At 67.6% G+C, this 19,788-nt stretch carries 23 protein-coding genes, 1 tRNA gene and 1 riboswitch; of the genes, 16 read left to right on the top strand and 8 right to left on the bottom strand.

Translation table 11 applies throughout. From position 1 onward, the window contains the following. The first annotated feature begins 3 nt into the window (after nt 1–3). Nucleotides 4–429 (top strand): HIT family protein, encoded by a 426-nt coding sequence (locus QM693_RS20960; protein ID WP_283330575.1) that lies wholly within the window; start codon nt 4–6, stop codon nt 427–429. A 3-nt stretch (nt 430–432) separates the two neighbouring features. On the opposite strand, the gene QM693_RS20955 is transcribed toward QM693_RS20960, so the two are convergent. After that, nucleotides 433–1,815 carry a sensor histidine kinase gene (locus tag QM693_RS20955; protein ID WP_283353371.1) on the bottom strand — a complete coding sequence of 461 codons (1,383 nt, stop codon included), beginning with the start codon at nt 1,813–1,815 and terminating at the stop codon, nt 433–435. An 80-nt stretch (nt 1,816–1,895) separates the two neighbouring features. Further along, nucleotides 1,896–2,612 (bottom strand): response regulator transcription factor, encoded by a 717-nt coding sequence (locus QM693_RS20950; protein WP_283353337.1) that lies wholly within the window; start codon nt 2,610–2,612, stop codon nt 1,896–1,898. 772 nt (nt 2,613–3,384) lie between these two features. Continuing rightward, a riboswitch (guanidine-III (ykkC-III) riboswitch) is annotated at nt 3,385–3,446 on the top strand. A 10-nt stretch (nt 3,447–3,456) separates the two neighbouring features. Between QM693_RS20950 and QM693_RS20945 the strand changes: the two genes are divergently transcribed. From QM693_RS20945 to QM693_RS20925, 5 genes are read left to right on the top strand one after another with little or no spacing between them, the layout of a single operon-like run. Further along, on the top strand, nt 3,457–3,771 hold the full coding sequence (locus QM693_RS20945) for a DMT family transporter (protein WP_280778821.1): 315 nt from the start codon (nt 3,457–3,459) through the stop codon (nt 3,769–3,771). 48 nt (nt 3,772–3,819) lie between these two features. Continuing rightward, on the top strand, nt 3,820–4,623 hold the full coding sequence (locus tag QM693_RS20940) for an ABC transporter (protein ID WP_280778822.1): 804 nt from the start codon (nt 3,820–3,822) through the stop codon (nt 4,621–4,623). 40 nt (nt 4,624–4,663) lie between these two features. Continuing rightward, nucleotides 4,664–5,491 (top strand): LLM class F420-dependent oxidoreductase, encoded by an 828-nt coding sequence (locus QM693_RS20935; RefSeq protein ID WP_283353336.1) that lies wholly within the window; start codon nt 4,664–4,666, stop codon nt 5,489–5,491. 48 nt (nt 5,492–5,539) lie between these two features. Beyond that, the gene (locus QM693_RS20930; RefSeq protein WP_283330573.1) at nt 5,540–5,890 is read left to right on the top strand and encodes a hypothetical protein; all 351 of its coding nucleotides are present in this window, start codon (nt 5,540–5,542) and stop codon (nt 5,888–5,890) included. 56 nt (nt 5,891–5,946) lie between these two features. Beyond that, nucleotides 5,947–7,107: an epoxide hydrolase family protein gene (locus QM693_RS20925; protein WP_283353335.1), complete on the top strand. Its 1,161-nt coding sequence runs from the start codon at nt 5,947–5,949 to the stop codon at nt 7,105–7,107. Nucleotides 7,108–7,167: 60 nt separating this feature from the next. On the opposite strand, the gene QM693_RS20920 is transcribed toward QM693_RS20925, so the two are convergent. From QM693_RS20920 to QM693_RS20910, 3 genes are all read right to left on the bottom strand, one after another. After that, entirely contained in the window at nt 7,168–8,124 is a 957-nt protein-coding gene (locus QM693_RS20920; RefSeq protein ID WP_283353334.1) for a DUF8129 domain-containing protein, read from the bottom strand. Between the two features lie 46 nt (nt 8,125–8,170). Further along, the gene (locus QM693_RS20915) at nt 8,171–8,398 is read right to left on the bottom strand and encodes a hypothetical protein (protein WP_280778827.1); all 228 of its coding nucleotides are present in this window, start codon (nt 8,396–8,398) and stop codon (nt 8,171–8,173) included. A 444-nt stretch (nt 8,399–8,842) separates the two neighbouring features. Next, on the bottom strand, nt 8,843–9,151 hold the full coding sequence (locus QM693_RS20910) for a MerR family transcriptional regulator (protein ID WP_283353333.1): 309 nt from the start codon (nt 9,149–9,151) through the stop codon (nt 8,843–8,845). A 240-nt stretch (nt 9,152–9,391) separates the two neighbouring features. Between QM693_RS20910 and QM693_RS20905 the strand changes: the two genes are divergently transcribed. Further along, nucleotides 9,392–9,775 (top strand): hypothetical protein, encoded by a 384-nt coding sequence (locus tag QM693_RS20905; RefSeq protein WP_283353332.1) that lies wholly within the window; start codon nt 9,392–9,394, stop codon nt 9,773–9,775. Between the two features lie 15 nt (nt 9,776–9,790). Here QM693_RS20905 and QM693_RS20900 read toward each other — a convergent pair whose 3' ends face one another. After that, complete coding sequence (locus QM693_RS20900) at nt 9,791–10,144, bottom strand: MerR family transcriptional regulator (RefSeq protein WP_016883982.1); 354 nt, start codon at nt 10,142–10,144, stop codon at nt 9,791–9,793. A 285-nt stretch (nt 10,145–10,429) separates the two neighbouring features. On the opposite strand from QM693_RS20900, the gene QM693_RS20895 reads away from it, so the two are divergent. Genes QM693_RS20895 through QM693_RS20885 form a run of 3 tightly spaced genes read left to right on the top strand, consistent with a single transcriptional unit; the run spans nt 10,430 to nt 11,738 of the window. Continuing rightward, a complete protein-coding gene (locus QM693_RS20895; protein WP_283353331.1) occupies nt 10,430–10,573 on the top strand; it encodes a hypothetical protein in 144 nt (47 codons plus the stop codon). 60 nt (nt 10,574–10,633) lie between these two features. Then, nucleotides 10,634–10,780, top strand: a complete 147-nt coding sequence (locus QM693_RS20890; RefSeq protein WP_167344068.1) for a hypothetical protein — start codon at nt 10,634–10,636, stop codon at nt 10,778–10,780. Nucleotides 10,781–10,823: 43 nt separating this feature from the next. Continuing rightward, on the top strand, nt 10,824–11,738 hold the full coding sequence (locus QM693_RS20885) for a SigB/SigF/SigG family RNA polymerase sigma factor (protein WP_283353330.1): 915 nt from the start codon (nt 10,824–10,826) through the stop codon (nt 11,736–11,738). On the opposite strand, the gene QM693_RS20880 is transcribed toward QM693_RS20885, so the two are convergent. Continuing rightward, on the bottom strand, nt 11,723–12,487 hold the full coding sequence (locus QM693_RS20880; protein WP_283353329.1) for an SDR family oxidoreductase: 765 nt from the start codon (nt 12,485–12,487) through the stop codon (nt 11,723–11,725). The genes QM693_RS20885 and QM693_RS20880 overlap by 16 nt on opposite strands. Nucleotides 12,488–12,592: 105 nt before the next feature. On the opposite strand from QM693_RS20880, the gene QM693_RS20875 reads away from it, so the two are divergent. The 4 genes from QM693_RS20875 (at nt 12,593) to QM693_RS20860 (ending at nt 17,656) form a co-directional block, all read left to right on the top strand. Next, a complete protein-coding gene (locus QM693_RS20875; RefSeq protein ID WP_283353328.1) occupies nt 12,593–13,480 on the top strand; it encodes a sigma-70 family RNA polymerase sigma factor in 888 nt (295 codons plus the stop codon). Nucleotides 13,481–13,572: 92 nt separating this feature from the next. Next, on the top strand, nt 13,573–15,465 hold the full coding sequence (locus QM693_RS20870) for a glycoside hydrolase family 15 protein (RefSeq protein WP_283353327.1): 1,893 nt from the start codon (nt 13,573–13,575) through the stop codon (nt 15,463–15,465). Between the two features lie 42 nt (nt 15,466–15,507). After that, nucleotides 15,508–16,143, top strand: coding sequence for a TetR/AcrR family transcriptional regulator (locus QM693_RS20865; protein WP_283353326.1), 636 nt, complete (start codon nt 15,508–15,510; stop codon nt 16,141–16,143). Between the two features lie 100 nt (nt 16,144–16,243). Further along, nucleotides 16,244–17,656 carry a lipase family protein gene (locus tag QM693_RS20860; RefSeq protein ID WP_283353325.1) on the top strand — a complete coding sequence of 471 codons (1,413 nt, stop codon included), beginning with the start codon at nt 16,244–16,246 and terminating at the stop codon, nt 17,654–17,656. 114 nt (nt 17,657–17,770) lie between these two features. On the opposite strand, the gene QM693_RS20855 is transcribed toward QM693_RS20860, so the two are convergent. Continuing rightward, nucleotides 17,771–17,842, bottom strand: a tRNA-Thr gene (locus tag QM693_RS20855). A 72-nt stretch (nt 17,843–17,914) separates the two neighbouring features. Between QM693_RS20855 and QM693_RS20850 the strand changes: the two genes are divergently transcribed. Continuing rightward, nucleotides 17,915–18,292 carry a nuclear transport factor 2 family protein gene (locus QM693_RS20850; protein ID WP_009477786.1) on the top strand — a complete coding sequence of 126 codons (378 nt, stop codon included), beginning with the start codon at nt 17,915–17,917 and terminating at the stop codon, nt 18,290–18,292. A 1-nt stretch (nt 18,293) separates the two neighbouring features. After that, entirely contained in the window at nt 18,294–19,733 is a 1,440-nt protein-coding gene (locus QM693_RS20845; RefSeq protein ID WP_280778839.1) for a threonine/serine exporter family protein, read from the top strand. Nucleotides 19,734–19,788: the final 55 nt, after the last annotated feature.

Raw genomic sequence — 19,788 nt, 5'->3', positions numbered from 1 at the left:
GCCATGGGATCTGTATTCAGCGCCATCATCAACGGAGATCTGCCCGGACGTTTCGTGTGGGAGGACGAGGACGTCGTCGCGTTCCTCACCATCGCCCCGGTCACCCAGGGCCATGCGCTCGTCGTACCCCGCAAGGAGGTGGACCAGTGGCAGGACGTCGACGGTGAGATCTGGACGAAGGTCATGGACGTCGCCCGCACGATCGGGCAGGCCGTCCGCCCCGCTTTCGACGCACCGCGCGCAGGACTGCTGATCGCGGGCCTCGAGGTGCCGCACCTGCACGTGCACGTCTTCCCGGCCTACGACCTCGGCGATTTCAACATCAGCAACGCCGAGCAGAATCCGTCTCAGGAATCGCTCGACGAGGCGCAGGCGAAGCTCAAGGCTGCGCTGCGCGAACTCGGTCACGGGGAGAACGTCCCCGACTGACGGTCAGTTCGACCGCGGCAGTTCCACCCGGAACGTGGCGCCCTCGCCGGGCCGGCTGTCGACGGTCACCGACCCGCGGTGGGCGGCGACCAGGGCGGCCACGATCGACAGGCCGAGGCCGCTGCCACCGCTCTCCCGGGTGCGGGACGCGTCGGTGCGGTAGAACCTCTCGAACACCCGGGCCGCGTCCTCCTCGCTGAGTCCCGGTCCGGTATCGGCCACCTCGAGCACGACGCTGTGTTCGGTGGTGCTCAGCCGCACCGTCACGTCCGCGGTGGCGGGGGTGTGTTTGACGGCGTTGGCGAGCAGGTTGCCGAGGACCTGCCGCAGCCGGGCCTCGTCACCGATCACCTCAAGCGTCCCGGGTCCGGGGCGGACGTCGAGTGCGATGGACCGATCGGGGGCGACGGCGCGTGCCCCGTGCACGGCGTCCGACGCCACCGACAGCAGGTCGACGGGCCGGGTCTCGAGGGGACGCTGGGCATCGAGCCGGGCGAGCATGAGGAGATCCTCGACGAGGAGCCCCATCCGCGACGCCTCGCCTTCGATGCGACTCATCAGGGTTTCCGTGTCGGTCATCGCGCCTTGTCGATACAGCTCGGCGAAGCCGCGGATCGTGGTGAGCGGGGTGCGCAACTCGTGGCTCGCGTCGGCGACGAATCGCCGCATCTTCTCCTCGGAGCGGCGCGCCGATTCCTCCGACGCCTCGGTGGCGGCGAACGCGTGCTGGATCTGGGCGAGCATTCCGTTGAGCGCCACGGACAGTCGACCGATCTCGGTACGGTCGTCCCGTTCCGGGACACGCCGGTGCAAGTCACCCGATGCGATCGCCGCGGCGGTCTCCTCCACTTCGACGAGGGGACGCAGACTGCGCCGGACCACGAAGTACGCGACCACTCCGAGCGCTATCAGCACGACCACACCGATGATGAGTTGCAGCACGATCAGCCGGTTCACCGTTTCGTCGTTCTCGGTGAGTGTCATCGCGACGGTGGTCTCGGTTCCGTCCGGCGCGGTCGTCGTCAGCACCCGCCACCGCACGTCGGAGTTGTCGGTCGAGCCGACCGTCTCGGGCCCCGACGCGGGGTCCTCGGGCAGTGCGGGGGAGGCGGATTCGTCGTTGATCTCACGCAGGACCGTTCCGTTCGGCAGCGTCGTGCGGACGTAGAACGGGCTCGGTGGGCGGCCGAGGTTCGGTTCGACCGGCGGCGGCAGCGGGCGCAATTTGCCGGGCTTCGCCCACCCCTGAGCCGCGTCGTGCAGCTGGTGATCGACACGGTTGGTCAGCGAATTCTCCAGCGCCGACGTCACCGCGACACCGGACGCGAGGAGTCCGAGCGCAGAGAGCAGAAGCACGGCGCCGACGAGGGTGATGCGCAGCGGCATCGCGCGAATCCACCGTCGCGCAGGCCCGTTCGGGACAGCGGCGACCGCCTCGGCCGGCTCCCGCGGAGCCGCAGGCGCGGTCATCGCCGCGGTTCTCGCATCACGTAGCCGACTCCGCGGAGGGTGTGGATCAGCGGCGTCTCGCCCGTGTCGACCTTCCGGCGGAGGTAGGACACGTACGACTCGACCACCCCGACCTCACCGCCGAAGTCGTAGTTCCAGACGTGGTCGAGGATCCGCGGCTTGCTCAGCACGGTGCCGGCGTTGACCATGAAGTACCGCAGCAGGGTGAACTCCGTCGGCGACAGCGATACCAGGTCGCCCGCCTTCCAGACCTCCCGCGTGTCGTCGTCGAGTTCGATGTCGGCGAACTTGATGCGGGCGGACTGCTCCTCCACCGACACCTTGCCTGCCCGCCGCAGGATGACGCGCAGCCGGGTCACCACTTCTTCGAGGCTGAACGGCTTGGTGACGTAGTCGTCCGCACCGAGGGTGAGGCCGCTGATCTTGTCCTCCACCGCGTCCTTCGCGGTGAGGAACAGCACCGGAGCGTCCACACCGTCGGCGCGCAGCCGCTTGAGCAGGCCGAACCCGTCCATTCCCGGCATCATGACATCGAGGATCACGGCGTCGGGGCGGAACGTGCGCGCCGTGTCGAGTCCCTCGGCCCCGGTCGACGCCGTCGCCACCTCGAATCCCTGAAAACGCAGGCTCACGGAGAGCAACTCGACGATGTTCGGTTCGTCGTCGACGACGAGGACGCGGGCTTCGACAGGCTTCTCATTCACGCAACCCATCATCACTCGTGACGCTGGATCGTCGCTGCACGTTTCCTGCGAGGTTGCTGTGAGCCGGTACCGCCTGCTTGTGCGGGTGGGATTCCGGTCGTCAGTTCACCACGATGTTGAGGTTGAGTACTACTCCGCCGAACGTCAGGATCGTGTTGGCCAATCCGAGGGTGACACCGCTGTTGAGTGCCCCGAGCAGTCCGAGCATCATGACCTCCATCGTCGCCCCTGGGAAGGGGTGGTTGCGCGCTGTCCGTGCGCGTTGCGGATGACACTAGGTCAACTCGGAAGAATTCGCGGCGACACACGCAAGCAAACTCGCTGAATAAAATCACCCATTCTTCTTTACCGAAAAAGGGGGAAATTCTCGGTACATGAGCAAGGATGGGAAAGTTGCGCTCCGCGTGCCGGCGCCTCCGGCCGTCGCACCCGAGACAACCCCGCCGTCGATCCGACAGCGGGGTTGCGGGAGCGGAGTTGTCTTGACAGGCAGGAAGTTCAGGCTACGACGTTCAGGTTGAACACCACTCCACCGAACGTCCCGATCGTGTTGGCGAGTCCGAGGGTGAAAGCGCTGTTGATTGCGGCGAGCAGTCCGAGCATCATGATGTGCCTCGTTATCTTCCGTGGTATATGCACAGAATTCACTGTTTCGCTCGACAATAAATGAGGCGACCTCGATCTGCGAGATAATCGGCGCATTCGCGACCCGTGCGCGTTCGAGGAGTGTGTGTACTCGCTCACCACTCACGGGCGCGGAGTGCCCCGTTGGGTACCGTGGAAATCGTCGACACGACATCCGGACGAGCGCACCGTACCCGGCCAGCGACAAGACGGTGCCCGGAGGTTTGTCATGGCGTGGATCGTGCTTGTGCTGTCGGGAATCCTGGAGGCCGTCTGGGCCACCGCCCTCGGCCGATCGGAAGGGTTCACCAAACTCGGACCCAGTGTCGTATTCGGCGTCGCGTTGATTCTCAGCATGGCGGGTCTGGCGTTCGCGATGCGCAGTCTCCCCATCGGAACGTCGTACGCGGTCTGGGTCGGCATCGGCGCAGCCCTCACGGTCGGGTTCGCGATGGTGACCGGCTCCGAGAGTTCCTCACTGGTGAAGATCCTGCTGATCCTGGGCATCGTGGGATGCGTCGTCGGGCTGAAGGTCCTGCACTGACCGGATCGTGACACTCGATGCTTGTGTGTCGCGGGTTACAGTAATTCCATGAACCTGGTGTCGTTGATGACCCTCCCGGTGCGCGTCGGCCTCGCGGCGGCCGATGTCGGTCTCGGAATCGCCGAAGCCAGCCTGATGACCGTCCGGACGGCGGTCGCCGGGACCGGTGTCGTCACGGGGATGGGCACCCAGGGCAGCCCGTTGCAGGTGATCAGCCAGCTGTCGTCGCTCGCGGCCAACGACCGCCCGCTCGGGCAGGCCCTCCAGCCGGGTGGTCCGCTCGACCGCCTCCTCGCTCCCGGCGGTCCCGTCGACCGTCTCACGTCGGAGGGCGGCACCCTCGAACGCCTGCTCGAGCCGGGCGGCCCGCTCGAGCGGGTGCTCGCCAAGGACGGCCCGCTCGACCGGGTGCTCGCCGAGGACGGCACCCTGGAACGGCTTCTCGCGAAGGACGGTCTCCTCGACCGCCTCACCGCGGAGCAGGGGCCGCTCGAACGACTGACCGCGCGGGACGGTGCGGTCGAGCGGCTCACGGCGCCGGGCGGAATCGTGGACCGGGCGCTCGCCGAGAACGGCATCCTCGAGACCCTGCTGTCGGAGGGCGGCGCGTTCGAACGGCTCATCGCCGAGGGTGGCCCGCTCGACCAGATCGTGGCGCTGTCCGAGACGTTGACGGCCCTGGCGCCCAACCTCGAGCGGATGAGCGCCAGCATCGACCTGTTGCAGGAAACCGTGGGCATTCTCAGCGCCGCGGTCGGGCCGCTCGGCGACCTCGCCGGCAAGTTGCCGGGACGCTGGCTCAAGGGCAAGGGCGACCGCCCGGGCGTCGACTACACACTCGGGCCCGCCTGACACTTGACCTGAACGCAACTCGAGGTTTTACGGTCGGGTCATGACTCGCATCGAAGGCCTCGGACCTGTCGGCATCACCCTGAACATCTCACCGGACGAGACGTACCTCGACGACGCGGCCCGGCTGGAATCCCTCGGCTATTCGGCGATCTGGCTGCGGGGCGGTCAGATCGACAGCCTGGACCGGATCTCGGCCGTCGTCCGGGCGACCGACTCGATCCCCGTCGCGACCGGCATCATCCCGGTCGGCGTGTACGACTCGGACGCCGTCGCTCAGCTCTTTGCGGATCTGCAGACCACGGCGCCGGACCGGTTCGTCGTCGGGCTGGGCGGCCCGCAGGTCCCCCGGCCGCTCCGGGCGTTGAACGAGTATCTCGACAGGCTCGACCGGTCCGATCCGCCGGTGCCTGCGGAGCGACGGATTCTGGCCGCGCTGGGCCCACGCAAGCTGGAACTCGCGCGGGACAGGACCGCGGGGGCCGTCGTGCTCCTCGTCACCCCCGACTACACCGCCGAGGCGCGGCGCATCCTCGGCCCGGACGCCACGCTGGTCGTCTCGCTGATGACGGTGCTCGGCACCGACGCCGCGCGGGCCCGCGACACCGCCCGCGTTCCGCTCCGATTCCTGTCCGGGGTGGGCGGCTATGCCACGAATTTCGAGCGGATGGGTTTCGGCGCCGACGACATCTCGGGGCTGAGCGACCGGCTCGTCGACGACCTGGTCGCCTGGGGTGATGCGGACGCGATCGTCGCGCGGGTACACAGCCACCTCGCGGCCGGCGCCGATCATGTCGTCGTGAGCGAACTGGGTGAGCGGCCGGGCGAGGTGGCCCGGCAGCTCGCGACACGGTTGCCACTTCGCGCATAGGACGACCGGCCGACAGCCCCCGACCCGTGCCTCTGGTATGTATTTCGCATGACACGAACCATCGTTGCGCTGTTGATCCCTGCCGCCCTGCTGCTCGGGGCGTGCAGTTCCGAATCGACCACCACCGAGGCCGAGTCCCCGGCGAGCGCAACGACCGAGGCCACCGAGGCATCCTCCGCAGACCTGCCCGCTGTCGCGGACCTGTGCAAGGGCCTGCTCCAGTACACGAACGGAGCGGAGGCTCGCGCGCAGCAGAGCGGCGAGACGTTCGACCGTACGAAGGCCCTCGACGACCTCTTCACCCAGTCGGCCGAGACGCCGGAGTGGAAGGACGCTCCGCAGGAGCGCAAGGATCAGATGATCCAGGCCTACGACGCCGCCAAGACCGGGGCCTGCTGACCCGGATTCGCAATCGAGGACCGAAACTGTCCTCAATTCTTCGTAGCGTACCCGGTATGACCGACACGACGAAGTCCATCCGTCCGTTTCGCATCGACATCGCGCAGGAGCAACTCGACGATCTCGCCGATCGTCTCGCACGCACCCGGTTCGGCACACCCCTTCCGGGTGACGACTGGGCGAGCGGTGTGCCCACGTCCTACCTGGTCGAACTCGTCACGTACTGGCGCGACGAGTTCGACTGGCGGGCGCAGGAGAAATCGCTCAACACCATCCCGCAGTTCGTCACTGAGATCGACGGGCAGAACATCCACTTCCTCCACGTGCGCTCCCCCGAACCGAACGCACTGCCCCTCGTCCTCACCCATGGCTGGCCGGGTTCGTTCGTCGAGTTCCTCGACGTGATCGGCCCGCTCACCGATCCCGCAGGGCACGGGGGCGACCCCGCCGACGCGTTCGATGTGGTCGTGCCGTCGCTGCCCGGATTCGGATTCTCCGGACCGGTCCGCGAATCGGGCTGGGACACTACCCGTATCGCCGCGGCGTGGGCAGAGCTGATGACCCGGCTCGGCTACCACCGCTACGGGGTCCAGGGCGGGGACATCGGTGCGGACGTCTCACCCGAGGTCGCCCGCATCGCCCCGGACGCGGTGGTCGGGGTGCATCTCAACGGCAACGTCGGGGTTCCGTTCCACGAGCTGGACGAGGCGGAGCAGGCGAGCCTGTCACCGCTGGAACAGGACCGCCGCGACCGGGTGTCACGGTTCATGTCCGAGGAGTTCGGCTACATCGCCATCCAGTCCACCAGGCCCGCGACCCTCGGTGCCGCCCTTGCCGATTCGCCGGTGGGTCAGCTCGCGTGGATCGTCGACAAGTTTCGCGAGTGGACACATCCCCGCGAGACGCTCCCCCACGACGTCGTCGGCATCGACCGACTTCTCACCAACGTCATGCTGTACTGGCTCACCGACACCGCGTCTTCGTCCGCGTATGTCGGCTACATGCAATCATCCTGGGGCGCCGCCAAATCCGCGTCCGGAGTTCCGACCGCGGTCATCGTCTTCGCCCATGACGTCGGCATCCGCCGCTACGCCGAACAGGAACACGCGATCACGCGGTGGACCGACGTCGAGGACAGTGGCGGTCACTTCGCCGCACTCGAAGAACCCGAGACCCTGACCGCGGACATCCGGGAGTTCTTCGCCGGACTCCGCTGAGCGCGATACGACGAACCACCGGCCCGGGCGGGGGTCCGGCGGTTCGTCGACGGTGTTGCGTCAGTTGCCGATACCGGCAACCTCCTGGGCGATACCGGCCAGTCGCGTCTGGGCCGCGGAGACCACGCCCTGGCGATCCTTGTGGGCTTCCTCGTAGGCGACGACGGTGCGCACGTCGGAGGGATCGGTCAGTTCCTTGACCGCGGCGACCGCCTGGGACACGTTGAGGTCGTCGTAGTCGGCGATCGGGAGTTCGTCCGCCTCCAGGACGCCACCGGCGGCGCGTGCGGAATGGATCGCGTCGGCGATTCCGTCGGCGCCTTCGTTGCGAGTGACCTGCTCCGCCGTTTCGAGGGCGGCATCACGCGAGGCGGCAAGCGTCTTCACGGCGACATCGCCCGCGTGGGCGCCTCGACCGAGCAACGCGCTCAGCATCGGCGGGGTGGTGCGGGCCGTGTCGAGAGCACGGTCGATGCCACGCGCGGACCACGAGACCGGGACGTTGATCAGCCGGATCGTGGCACCGGTCGCCGCCTGGAACGGGGTGCGTCGCAGGGCCGCCGGCCCACCGAGCGCCTCCTCCGCGAGCACCGTGGTCAACCAGTCGACGGTCGCGGCGTGCGCGGTGACCAGTCGATCGGCCAACCGGACGACGTCCTGCTTCCCGGCCGCGGTCGCGAGGGCCTTCACGTACCGCGCCCGGTCGAGCAACTGGTGTTCGAGGGCGAGGTCGCCGAGCAGGGCCTCGTCGAACGGCTGCGCCTGCTCCGCCATCGCCTTCAGCGCCGCTGCCAGCCTGCTGAACAGCGGGCCGACGATCTCGGGCACTCCCCCGAGATCGCGGATGGCGCGTTCGACCGCCTCTGCGCGGAGGCGTCCGTTCTCGGCGTTCTCGGTGAGCTCTCGGCGCACGGCCTCGGTGCGCGCTTGCGCGACGCGGGTTTCGGCGACCTGGATCTCGGTGTTGGTCAGATCGAGTACGGCGTGCAGCTGGGTGATCAGTGTGGGGACGGTCATGTTGTGTCCTTTCCCGTTCTTGGGTGCGGTCAGATCAGGCGTGCGGTCAGATCAGGCTGGAGATGAGATACGCCGCGAGTAGGACACCGGCGAGAACGGCCGCGGCGGTGACGGCCGCGAGGACCGCCGATCCGGTCACGGACATCGCGGGCACTGCGGCGACGAGCGCAGCGACGAGAGCGGTCCCGAGCGAGAAACGACGGTCGGGCTCGTCCTGCTGGTTCTTCGCGTGCCGGGGTGTGCTTGTGCGGAGTGCATTGTGGGCAAGGGTCATGGTTCGATTTCCCGTCTGGAGTCGAATGCGGACCAGAGTCGGGACCACACGAGAGGGCGTTCGCCGGACGACGCTGTCGGCGCCTTCGTGCAGATCCCGGGTTTCGCGATTTACAGCGTCAGTTCGCTGACGACATCGACTGCACGGGCAGTGTCGGGTTCGGCCATTGCGTGTTCTCTCCCTACCGCAACGTCACATGCTCGAATGCGTGCGGCTCGTTCGGATCGTCAACTTATCTGCTCTGGCTGATACAGATTTCATCTTATCTACTTGGCAGTAAAGTTCAACCCATCCGAGCAAGAGAATCGGCCGATGCCGGGATGGCGGCACCAAAAACCGCCGGGACCAGCACAGATGACACACACACAGAATCTTCAGTGCGCGAGAAGACCGGGGGCGGACACCGACCTCAACCCGACGATCGGTCGAATCCTGGCAACCCGATCACCCTCCGGCTGCGCCACTTTCCGGCCCTTCCAACCGTGACGCCAGATCCGCGTTCTCGGATTCGAGCGCGAGGATCCTCTGAATGCCCGGGACGTTCACTCCGTCGTCCATGAGCTGCGCTATGCGCGCCAACCTGACCAGATCGTCGTCGCTGTATCTACGGGTGCCGCCGCTTGTCCGTGCAGGGGTCAGCAATCCGCGACGCTCGTACAACCGCAGGGTCTGCGGGCCGATGCCCGTCAACTCCGACGTCACCGCAATTCCGTAGACCCCGCGACACGAGCGGGGTAAGGCGTCGATGGTCACAACAGGCTCCCTTCTGCTTAAGGAACACCCGATGTTAACAAACCGATGAAATCAATCTGCAACACCAGATATAGATTTTGCATATTCCACTCAGCATGCACCCTCGGCTGCGGCGAGAGCCAGGGCAGGGTGACGTAATCTCGGAGCCGAACCGAACGCGAACCGAGGCCGCCCGGGCAGGGTTCGCGGAGGTGTCGTGGCCGCGAGTGCCACGGCCGCTGCGCCAGAGACGAGAAGACGGTGCCCCGCACTCAGGAACACGCAGATCGTTACCGCGACGCCCTCACTGCGCTCGCGGCGGCTACCCAGCGACCGGCAAATGTGGTCAACACCGGGGCGGGCTATGCGATCCGGGTCGATTTCGAGTACAACCGCTACCTTCTCGCGTCCAACGCTGCCGACGGACTGACCGACGCCGCCGAGGACACGTCCGAATGGCGGGTGAGCCTCTATCAGGGAGTCACCGACGGAACTTCGGACGAACTGCTGGCCGCCGCCGAGCACGCATGGCTCGTCGACGCGTTCGACCTCGCGTTCGCCGATATCCGGGCCGAGGGCAAATGGCAGTCGGCCGACGCCTCGTTCGACGCGTTCAACTCCACTAACGACCAGTCCACCAGCTGAGCCGGTAGGCGCGACTCAGGCCCGACCCGGGACCTCGGACTTCACGAGCTGCTCCAACTCGGCGTTGCGGGCCGCCAGGATCGCGTTCTCGGCTTCGAGCTGAAGAATCTGACCGATTCCAATCAGATTGACACCGGCCGCGACGAGTTCGGTGATCTTCTGGAGGCGCGCGACATCGTCCTCGCTGTACCGGCGTGTTCCACCGCCCGTGCGAGTCGGTGTGATCAACCCTCGCCGCTCGTACAAGCGCAGCGTCTGCGGGCCGATACCCGTCAGCTCCGACGTTACCGAGATCCCGTACACACCCCGCTGCGATCGAAGCGGCACATGAGAGGACGTCACCGGATCTCCCTTCTTCTCAGGGCGCATCAATCCTATCAAGGTCCGGAAGACACAATGTGCCGCAGGGGGTGCAGGTTCGCTCTGACCTTCGCGGACCGCGCTTCCGCGCTCCTGCATCGCAGTTTCCGGTAGCCCCGCGGTCCACCCTGCCTCATCTGATTCCTTCCCGGTTCGGTTCTCCGTCCGCGCTCGCCCTCTCGAGCAGCAATCTTGCTCATTCCGCTTGAACTTCCTGCCCCATGACTGTAGAACAAATCTATATTCTTGAACGCAGATAAGTTCTCACCACGAGGTGGGCACCAAGGAGAACCGATGACCACACACAACCCGCAGAACGCTCCCCACGACGGAGATGTCCTCGTTCTCTGCGCAGGCAGCGGCGGAGCGATCGCCGGCGGCCTGATCGCCACGCTGGCCCTCAGCGCGCTCACTCTCCTCTCCTCCCTGCCGACCTGACGGCCTGCCCGCCCCACCCTTTCCACACCGACCCTTCACACCCGACAGGACACAGCGCTCATGCCCGCCAGCTCCACATCCCACGCTTCCGCCACCACTACTGCCTCGCGAGGCGGAGCAACGATGAGCACCGAGGAAATCAAGGCCCGGATCGAGGCGATGTTCGCCGACGAGGCCACCGACACCTCCCCCGCACTCGTCGAATAGTGACGCCATCGCCGATGCCGGCAGGTCAGAGAAGGGCAGAGCCATGAACGTGTCCACCCAGCTCGTCGCACCATCCTGCGAAATCCGTCGCATCCCCTCCAGGACGACGCCGACGCATCGCACGAAGCCTGCGGCAGAGGTCGCAACAGACGACCGACGGCGGGAACGCCCGGAGCCCGCGCGACGCGAGCGCGACCAGTACCGCGACGTGCCCGCGCAGTGCGAGGCCATCGGCCGGCTCGCCGCCTCCGACCCCCGCCGCGAAGTGTTGCGCCAGCGGCTGATCGAACGTTGCCTGCCGCTCGCCGAACACATCGCCCGGCGTTTCCACGGTCGCGGAGAACCACTCGACGACCTGATCCAGGTCGCCCGCCTCGGACTGGTCAAGGCCGTCGACCGCTTCGACGCCCGCTGCGGAGCGAACTTCGTGTCCTACGCCGTCCCGACCATCACCGGCGAAGTCCGCAGGCACTTCCGTGACACGGGGTGGGCCATGCGCGTCCCGCGCAGCATGCAGGAACTGCACCTCTCCCTCACCAACGCGACGACCGAACTGACCACCACACTCGGACGCGCCCCGACGGCGAGCGAACTGGCCGAGGCCGTCGGGATCGACAAGGACGAAGTAGTGCAGGGCCTCCGGGTCGCCGACGCGTACAGCACCCTCTCCACCGATTTCCCGCTCGGCGAGAACGAACGCCCGCTGTCGGAGACGATCGGCGACGTCGACCCGGCCCTCGCCCACGTCGAGGACCACGTGGTCCTCGCACCACTGCTGGAATCACTTCCCGACCTCGAACGCACCGTGCTGGTCCTGCGCTTCTTCGGCAACATGACCCAGTCGCAGATCGCCGCGCGGGTGGGTGTCTCGCAGATGCAGGTGTCCCGGCTCCTGACCAAGACGCTGGCGGACCTGCGCGGGAAACTCGCCGACGTGGGCGGTCAGATGCTCTCGTAGGCGGCGAGGAAGTCCTCCCACGTCCGCTTGCCCGTCGCTGCGACGTCGAGTGACAGGTTCGCGCCCTCCCGGTACGCGCGGCCGGCCCTTCCCGGCATCCGCACCGGCATCATCAGCCGATGCCGTCCGGTCGCCTTCAGGTATCCGCGCATCAGCTCGGCCATCCCGTACACGGTCGGCCCGGGCAGGTCGGGCACCAGGCCGGCCGGCGCCCCGAGGGTCAGTTCCACCAGACGCGCCGCGACCTCCGCCGAGTCGACCGGCTGGAACCGCAGTCCGCCCGGAACCGGAATCACCGGCAGTTTCACCATCTTCTGCAGCATGGTCAGCACCAGGTCGTGGAACTGGGCCGCGCGCAGCGTCGTCCACGGCACCCCCGAGTCGGCCACCGCTCGTTCCGCGGCCAGCTTGGATCCGAACCAGCCGAGCGGAACTCCGTCGGCGCCGATCACCGAGATGTACACCAGGTGCTGCACCCCGGCGCGCGAGGCGGCCTCCACCAGGTTCCGCGTCGCGACCTCGTCACCCTTGGGTCCGCCCGCCAGGTGCAGAACGGTCTCGACCCCCTCCAGCGCGGGCTCTATTCCCTTGCCCTCGAACAGGTCACCGGCCAGATACTCGACGCCGTCGACCGGCTCGCGGCCGTGCCGGCTGAGAACGCGCACGTCCCGTCCCGCCGCCCGCAGCAGTGGGACGACCTGACGTCCGAGCGTGCCCGTGCCGCCGGTGATCAGAATGGGTGATGTCATGATCTCTCCAGATTCGTTGGGTGCGGGACTCGGTTTCCCGGTCTCGACAGCTGGTTTTCGGTGGATCTACTGCTAAGACACGCGGCGAGGAAGGAATGTGACACGGTGGACGACCGCGATCGGCTGACGGAGCGTTTCGAGGAACACCGGCCCCGGCTGCGGGCTGTCGCGTACCGGATGCTGGGCTCGGTGAGCGAGGCCGACGACGCCGTCCAGGAGGCGTGGCTGCGTATGAGCCGCGCCGACACCGACGACGTGGACAATCTCGAGGCGTGGCTGATCACGGTGGTGTCGCGGGTGTGCCTGAACGTGCTGCGCTCACGCGAGCAGCGGCGCGAGGAACCTCTCGACGTCCAGGCACACGACCCGGTCATCGCTCACGAAGACGGCGGCGACCCCGAACACGAAGCGATGCTGGCGGACTCGGTCGGCCTGGCACTGCTCGTGGTGCTCGACACGCTGACCCCGGCCGAGCGGCTCGCGTTCGTCCTGCACGACATGTTCGACGTGCCCTTCGACGACGTCGCCCCCATCGTGGGCCGCTCCTCCCCAGCGGTGCGGCAACTCGCCAGCCGCGCCCGCCGACGGGTGAAAGGAGCCTCCCCGGCGCCGGACACTGCGGATCTGGACCGCCAGCGCCGTGTCGTCGACGCCTATCTGGCCGCGACCCGCGGCGGCGACTTCGACGCTCTGGTCGCCCTGCTCGATCCGGACGTGGTGCTCCGGGCGGATCCGGCGGTCGGACCCACCCCGGCACCTCTCCTGATCCGGGGCGCCCGGGTCGTGGCCAGGGGCGCGCTCGCCTCCTCGGAACGGGCCCGGTCCACGCAGGTCGCCCTGGTGAACGGGGCAGCCGGGCTCGTGATGGCTCTCCACGGTCGGCTGCACCTGGTGTTGGCGTTCACGATCGCGGACGGCAGGATCACCGAGATCGATGTCATCGCAGAACCCGATCGGGTCCGCCGACTCGATCTCGCGGTTCTCGATGACTGACGGGACGCCGGTCACCCGTACAGGGTGATGACCCTGCGCGCCCCGACCCCCAGCATGGAGGTGGTCGACACTGCCCGGAGAGGGGCGCGAACGTGACTACTGCCTCGGACGACGATGCCCCACCCCAGAGCGCGGCCGCGCCGTCCCCGTTCCCGCCGATCGCCGACTACGCCTTCCTCTCGAACTGCCACACGGGGGCGCTGATCGCGCCGGACGGTTCCGTCGACTGGCTGTGCGTGCCCCGGTTCGACTCACCCAGCGTGTTCGGGTCCCTCCTCGACCGCGAAGCGGGGATGTTCCGGATCGGCCCGTTCGGGCTCAACGTTCCGGCGTCCCGGCAGTACGAGCCGGGAAGCAACACCATCTCGGCGGTGTGGAACACGCCGACCGGCTGGGTGACCGTGCGCAGCGCGCTGACGATGGGTCCGAGCCGCGGCGAGGACACCGTCACGCCCCACACACGGCCGCCGGCAGACGAGGACGCCGATCACATGCTGGTCCGCACGGTCACCTGCCTCGACGGCAGTGTGGAGGTGGAGTTGGTGTGCGAGCCCGTGTTCGACTACGGGCGCACACCGGCGGAGTGGGTTCTGGTGGACGGCGATCGGCACACCGCCGACGCGAGCGGCGCGGGTCGGACCCTCCGACTGCGGACGGACATGGCGCTCGGCATCGAGGGTGGGCGGGTTCGCGCCCGCCACGTGCTGGAGAAGGGTGAAACCCTCTACTGCGCACTGTCCTGGGCGGCGGAGCTCGCCGCACCGGAAACGGCGGAAGAGGCCGTCGCGCAACTCGATGCAACCTCGACGTTCTGTCGGCGCTGGTTCAGCCACGCACGGTTTCCCGACCACCGGTGGCGGGAGGCGATCCAGCGGTCCGCCCTGACCATCAAGGGACTCACGTACATGCCGACCGGCGCCACCGTCGCGGCCCTCACCACATCGCTGCCGGAAACTCCCGGCGGCGAACGTAATTGGGACTACCGGTACACCTGGATGCGGGACTCCACGTTCACCCTGCAGGCTCTGCACTATCTGAACCTGGACTGGGAGGCCGACGAGTTCATGCAGTTCATCGCCGATCTCGAGTCGAACGGCGATGGCGCACTGCAGATCATGTACGGAATCGACGGCACCCGCGACCTGACGGAGTCGACCCGCGACGACCTGTCCGGCTACGCGGGCGCGCGACCGGTGCGCATCGGCAACGGCGCGTTCGACCAGCGGCAGAACGACGTGTTCGGCGCCGTCCTCGACTCGATCCTGTTGCACACCGTGCGCAGCAAGCGCCTCCCCCGCCGGCTGTGGCCGCTCGTGCAGCAGCAGGCGACGTGCGCGTCCGCGGTGTGGCGCAACCCCGATCAGGGGATCTGGGAGGCCCGCGGCGCACCGCAGCACTACGTGTCGTCGAAGCTGATGTGCTGGGTGGCACTCGACCGGGCGTCGAAGATCGCGGGCATCCGCGGCGATCGCTCGGCCGAGGAAACCTGGCGTGCCACAGCCGAAGAGATCCGCGCCGACATCCTCGAGCACGGGGTGAAGGACGGGGTGCTGCGCCAGCACTACGACACCGAGGCGCTGGACGCGTCGACCCTGCTCGCCGCGGTCTTCGGATTCCTTCCCCGCGGGGACCAGCTCCTGCGCGCCACGGTCGATGCCATCGCAACCGATCTCACCGAAGACGGATTCGTCCTGCGCTACCGCACCGGCGAAACCGACGACGGACTGTCGGGGAAGGAGGGCAGTTTCCTGATCTGCTCCTTCTGGCTGGTGTCGGCACTGACTGTGGTCGAACAGGTACAGGAGGCAACCGATTTGATGGAGCGGTTGCTCAGCGTGTCCTCGCCCCTGGGGTTGTACGCCGAGGAGTTCGACACGAGCACCGGCCGTCATCTCGGCAATTTCCCGCAGGCGTTCTCCCACCTCGCACTGATCGAGGCCGCGGGGCGCATCATCCTGCACGAGCGGATGCGGGAACTGATGTGAGCCCAGGCGGGCCCCGACGTCCCGTCACCGTAGGCTGAGATCGTGTCCCGAGCAGAGTCGAATCGGACGTACAGCGGCCTACCGGTTGCGGAACGTCGCGTAGCCCGCCGGGCGCGGTTCCTCGACTCCGCCCTGTCGGTCTTCGCGGAGAAGACGTACGCCCACAGTTCGATCAGCGACATCTGTGCCCACGCCGGACTGTCGCGTCGCCAGTTCTACGAGGAGTTCGGCAGCCGCGAGGACATCCTCCTCGCGCTCTACGACACGATTCAGGACGAGGCCCGGGACGCGGTGCTCGCCGCGAACGACCGGGCGCCCTCGCGGGATCCCCGGACCGTCGCCGGCACCGTCATGACGGCGTACATCGAATCGGTCGGCACGGACGAGCGGCGGGCCAGGATCATCTTCGTGGAGGTGGTCGGGGCGGGCCCCCGGGTCGAGCAGTATCGCCTCGCGCGCCGCACGCAGTGGGCGCAACTCTTCGAAACCGTCACCCGCACGATCGACGGCGGCATCGTCGACCCGCCCGAGCGGTTCGCGATGGTGTCGATCGCCTTCATCGGGGCGGTCAACGATCTCGCCCACCACTGGAGCACCGCCTCCCCCCGGCCGTCCGCGTCGGTGCTGGTGGACGTCCTGAGCACGATGCTCATCGCGCTGGTCACCGATCAGACCTGAACCGAACTTACTCGCGAGTATTGCGATACCCGTCACACCTGATCTAGGGTCTGTTTCCAAAGTGAGACATTGACGTCTCACTTCGGCCGGGGAGGACCACATGATCGGACCGAGAGCACGACGACGCCGAATGCTGCTGGTGGGAGCGATGGTGGTGGGCACACAGCTCGCCGTCGCCGCGCCGTCCGTCGGCGCTCCCGCCGGCGACGGAACGCCGGTCGACGTGCAGCCGGCCCCTACCGTCCCCGCCTGGCCCGAGGCCGACCGGGGCTTCTACGAACCACCGGCCGACGTGGTCGCGGCGGCCGAGCCGGGCGAGATCATCGCCGCCCGCGAAGTACACCTGGCGAACCTGTCGGTGCTTCCGGTGAACGTCGACGCGTGGCAGCTGTCGTATCGCTCCACCAACTCGCGGGACGAGCCGATCCCGGCGGTCGCGACGGTCGTCAAGCCCCGGGGCACGATCGACGGCGTCCGCAATCTGCTCTCGCTCCAGCCGGCGGAAGACTCCCTCGGCAAGTACTGTGCCGCCTCGTACGCACTGCAGCAGTGGTCCGTGCCCGCGCCGCTGACCGGTCAGATCGTCGCGCCGCTGCAGTTCCTCGAGGCGCAGGCCGCCCTCGCCCAGGGATGGGCCGTCGTGATGCCGGATCACCAGGGTCCGAACGCCGCGTATGCGGCCGGGCCCCTCGCGGGCCGCATCACCCTGGACGGGATCCGGGCGGCGGAGAACTTCGAACCCCTGGGCCTGGCAGGCAGGCAGACCCCGGTCGGGTTGATGGGCTATTCCGGAGGCGCGATCGCGACGGGTCACGCCGCCGAACTCCGTGCGAGCTACGCACCGGACCTGAACATCGTCGGTGCGGCCGAAGGCGGCATCCCGGCCGATCTCGGCGCCCTCGTCGATCTGGCCGACAACAACCTGGGCGCGGGAATCGTGCTGGGCGGCGTGTTCGGCGTGAGCCGTGACTATCCCGAACTCGCGGAGTATCTCGACACGCACCTGAATCCACTCGGCAAACAGCTCCTGGCCGCCAAGAGCAACCTCTGCGTCAGCTACCAGTCGGCGCTGCTGCCGTTCGCGAACCTGCGGGGCCTGTTCGACAGCCCGAGCGGCGACCCGCTGCGCGATCCGGTGGTCGAGTCGGTACTCGACCGGACGAAGATGGGTCACCGGGTCCCGGACGTCCCGATGTTCATGTACCAGGCGAACCCGGACTGGCTGGTGCCGGTCGGGCCCGTCGACGCACTGGTGGACACCTACTGTCAGGACCCGAACGCCCGGGTGACGTACACCCGCGACCACGCCAGCGAGCACCTGTCCCTCGAACCGGTCGCGGCGGCGAGCGCCCTGATGTGGCTGCGGGACCGGTTCGCCGGGGTCCCGGCGGACACCGGATGCAGCACCCACGACGTGGGATCGATGGCCCTCGACCAGGCGACGTGGCCGGTGTGGTCGTCGATCGTCGGCGACGCGATCGCGAGCCTGCTCGGTCAGCCGATCGGCACGTGAGGGCGCGGTCCGATCAGAGGCCACCGACCTGCACGAATTCACGTGCATGAAAGACCGAGGGCCACCTTCCCGGGGGAAGGCGGCCCTCTGTGTGCGGAGGTAATTCCGCGGCGGAGCCTCCTGTCAGGATTGAACTGACGACCGCTCGCTTACAAGGCGAGTGCTCTACCACTGAGCTAAGGAGGCGGACACGCGCGCCCATCATATCCATTGCAGGAACGTCGGCCACTTCCGCCCACATTGGATAGCGTTGGAGCCATGAGTACCTCGGAGATCGCCACTGTCCTCGCTTGGCACGACGCCCTCAACTCCGGCGACATCGACACTCTGCTGTCGCTGTCGAGCGACGACATCGAGATGGGTGGGCCGAAAGGCGCCACCCAGGGCCTGGCGGCGCTGCGGGAATGGGCGTCTACCGCGGGCATCACGCTGATTCCGCAGCGAATGTATTACTACGACGGGGTGCTGGTGGTCGAACAGCAGGCCACGTGGGCGGACCCCGAGGAGACGCGTATCCTGGCCTCTGCATTCCGTGTCGTCCACGATCAGGTCATCTCCACGTTCCGCCACGAGACACTCGAGTCTGCACTCTCCGCTACCGATTTGACCGAGAAAGACCTTGTCTCCGACACGTAGTATGGCCAAGCTCACAGAAACCCTCCAACGTCTCACAGGCGACCGTCGCGCAACGGTCGATGCGGTCACCGCTGCACCCACACCGCTGCAGCCGATCGACCTCACCGACGATGCGGTGGTCGCCGAAGTACTCGACCTCGCCGTGCGTGTCGGTGAAGTGCTCCTCGCGTCGGGCACCGGTGCGATGGACACCGCCGAGCAGGTGCAGTTCATCGCCGCCACGTACGGCCTCGCCCAGTGCGATGTGGATGTCACGTACAACTCCATCGTGCTGTCCGCGTACCGCGGGCCGACCCTCCCGCCGGCGAGCACGATGCGGATAGTGCACTACCGCTCGATGGACTTCACCCGTCTCGCGGCGGTCGACCGGCTCACGCGGCGGATCCGCCGTGAGGCCGTCACCCCCAGCGAGGCGCACGAGGCCCTGACCGCGGTCACCACGGCGCCGCACCCGTACAACCGCTGGATCGCGACGCTCGCCTGGGCGTCCATGGCCGCGTCGGTCTCGGTGTTGATGGGCGGTGGGGTGCTGGTCGCATCGGTCGCCTTCCTGACGACGATGGTGATCTACCGGGTCAACCGCGTCCTCAACCGCATCGGCCTGCCGTTCTTCTTCCAGCAGGTGGCCGGTGGTCTGGTGGCCGCGACCCCGGCGGCGACGCTCTACACGTTCCAGGATCAGCTGGGTGTCGAGATCAGACCCTCGCAGATCATTTCGGCCGGTGTGGTGGTGCTGTTGTCCGGGCTGTCGCTGGTCGGTTCGGTGCAGGACGCCATCACGGGGGCACCGATCACGGCGGCGGCGCGATTCTTCGAAGTGGTCATGATGACCGGCGGCATCATCGCCGGTGTAGCCATCTCGTTGCGTCTGACCGGCGTGCTGGGTTCGACGCTGCCACCCGTCAACGTCGAGATCACGGAACTCGTGCAACTACCCGTGCTGGTGATGTCGGGCGCGTTCGCGTCGATGTTCTATGCGCTGGCCTGTTACGCCGAGCAGCGCGCGCTCACGGCCGCGTGGTTCGGTGGCGCGGCCGGCGCCCTGGTCTACATGGTGGCGCACCAGTTCGGCATCGGCCCCATCATCGGTTCGGCACTCGCGGCCACCGTGGTCGGGTTCGCCGGTGGTCTGATGGCCCGCCGCGCGCTCACGCCGCCGCTGGTCGTCGTGGTGGCGGGTATCACGCCACTGCTGCCGGGTCTGTCTCTGTACCGGGGTCTGTACGCCCTGCTCAACAACGAAGTGGTGATCGGACTGAGCTCGCTGCTGGCGGCGTTCGGTATCGGTTGCGCGCTCGCGGCGGGCGTCACGCTCGGCGAATGGATCGCCCGGACCATGCGGAGGCCGCGCATCCTGCGTCGCACAGACGACATCCGCCGCCCCGTCTTCAAGACGAGGCGGCGGAAGCCGGTCGAAACACACACACAGAAGGCGGCCTGAGGCAGTTTCAGGTGACGGCCTCTCGGCCGTCTGCCGGGTACGACCGCCGGTGTCT

Source organism: Rhodococcus sp. IEGM 1305 (genome assembly GCF_030058635.1).
In the GTDB taxonomy this organism is placed as follows: Bacteria; Actinomycetota; Actinomycetes; order Mycobacteriales; family Mycobacteriaceae; genus Rhodococcus_F; species Rhodococcus_F opacus_D.
Note: the sequence above shows the minus strand (reverse complement) of the source record. Positions and strands in the feature narration are given on the sequence as shown.